The 1,572-nt window shown below is 69.9% G+C and carries 1 protein-coding gene; it reads right to left on the reverse strand.

Annotated features, from left to right (window positions below; genetic code table 11):
* Positions 1–1,572, reverse strand: a 1,572-nt coding sequence (locus tag ACFW2E_RS46605; protein WP_384478176.1) for a UvrD-helicase domain-containing protein, incomplete at both ends; no start/stop codon positions are given.

Raw genomic sequence — 1,572 nt, forward strand, 5'->3', positions numbered from 1 at the left:
TTAAGCACCCGCCCACCACCTCTAACAACACTGGCTTTTTCTTCGCCAGCGACAGATTTGTAAAAGACAAAGCGCCGGGATCGGCCAGGGCCTGGGCCGTGGCCCGGTCGCGTTCGTCGGGGCTGTGATCGGCAAGGTGGGTGGCTCCCAGGGTGTCCCACAGTGCGGCGAGGAAGATCCTCGCCGGGTGGGCTGGGGTTTCGCGCTCTGGGGCGTCCAGGAGCGCCGCCAGGCGTCGTGACAAGGTGCGCTGAGTGTCGGCCGGATCGTTGTGGTGGGCCAGCTGGAGTTGGCGATGCCAGGTTGCGGCCAGCTCGCGAAGGGTTCGGGCAGGGGCAATGCCGGCTGTTCTGCGGCGCGGTGCTGCGAGGTCTGTGGTGGTGGGGCCGGGAAGAGGCCCGGTCAGTCGCCGCGTGGCGCAGGCAGCGATCAGGTCGGCGAGGGGACCGCTGGGACGGCGGCGCTGCTTTTCGCTGTCGAGGGGGATCTGGGCGGCCCGGATCGCGGTGGTCAGGGCGTCGAGCAGGGGGCCTTTGGAGCGGTCGAGGACAGCGATGTCTTCGGGTGGTGTGCCGGTTGCCAGGCGGTGGTTGAGGACTTCGACGGTGCGGGCCGCGTGGGCGTCGACGTCACCGTCGGCGTGGAGGATAGTGACGGCGCCTGCGTCGTCGCGGCCAGGTGCGGCGTGGTAGCCGCGGTCTTCGCCGAGGACTGCGTGGCCAGCGGATATGAGGGCGCTGCCGCTACGGTAGTTGACCCGCAAGCGCAGTCGTTGGAAGTCGGGCCGGTTGCTGAGCTGGGTCAGGTAGCGGGGGCTGGCACCCTGGTAGGCGTAGAGCACCTGATCGGGATCGCCGACGGCGGTGATGCCCACGCCGGCGTCCAGCAAGGTGAGCACCAGGGCGTGCAGGACGGGGCCGAGGTCTTGGTATTCGTCGACGACGAAATGCGGGAAGCGCGCCACGAGTTGCTCGCGTGCGGTGCGGCTTTCGCGCAGCAGGTCGAGGACGCGGATGGTCATGGCCTCGAAGTCGAGGGTGTCGTGGTCGCGGAGCAGTTGTTCGTAGCGGCGGACGGCGCGCGGGTATTGGCGCGGGTAGTCGGCGATCGGCTCCCCGGCGGCGATCAGACGGCGCAGGCGCTCCAGTGTGGTCCGGTTGTTCGGGTTGACGTCCAGGCCGGATTCGTAGGCGGCGGTGTCCCACAGCTGTCTGCAGGCGGACGTGTCGGGGATGGTGAGGTCGGCGGGAAGCGGGTCGCCGATCAGGCGGCCGTAGGGGCGCAGGATGTGGTGCAGGCAGAAGGCGTGAACGGTGGTGCTGGACAGGCGGCGTCCCGGGTGCAGTCCGAGGTGGTGCAGGCGCACGGTGGTCTCGTGGGCGGCTGTTTCGGTGTAGGTCAGGGCGGCGACGCCGCGGTGGCGGCTGGTGGTGGCCAGTAGGTATCCGACGCGGGCGACGAGGGCTCGGGTCTTGCCAGCGCCGGGTCCGGCGAGCACGGCGATGTTTGCGTGGTGGGTGGCAGCGGCGCGTTGGTCGGGGTGCAGCGCGCCGAGTTCGGCGGCCAGGGCGG

This window comes from Streptomyces sp. NPDC058964, assembly GCF_042741275.1.
In the GTDB taxonomy this organism is placed as follows: domain Bacteria; phylum Actinomycetota; class Actinomycetes; order Streptomycetales; family Streptomycetaceae; genus Streptomyces.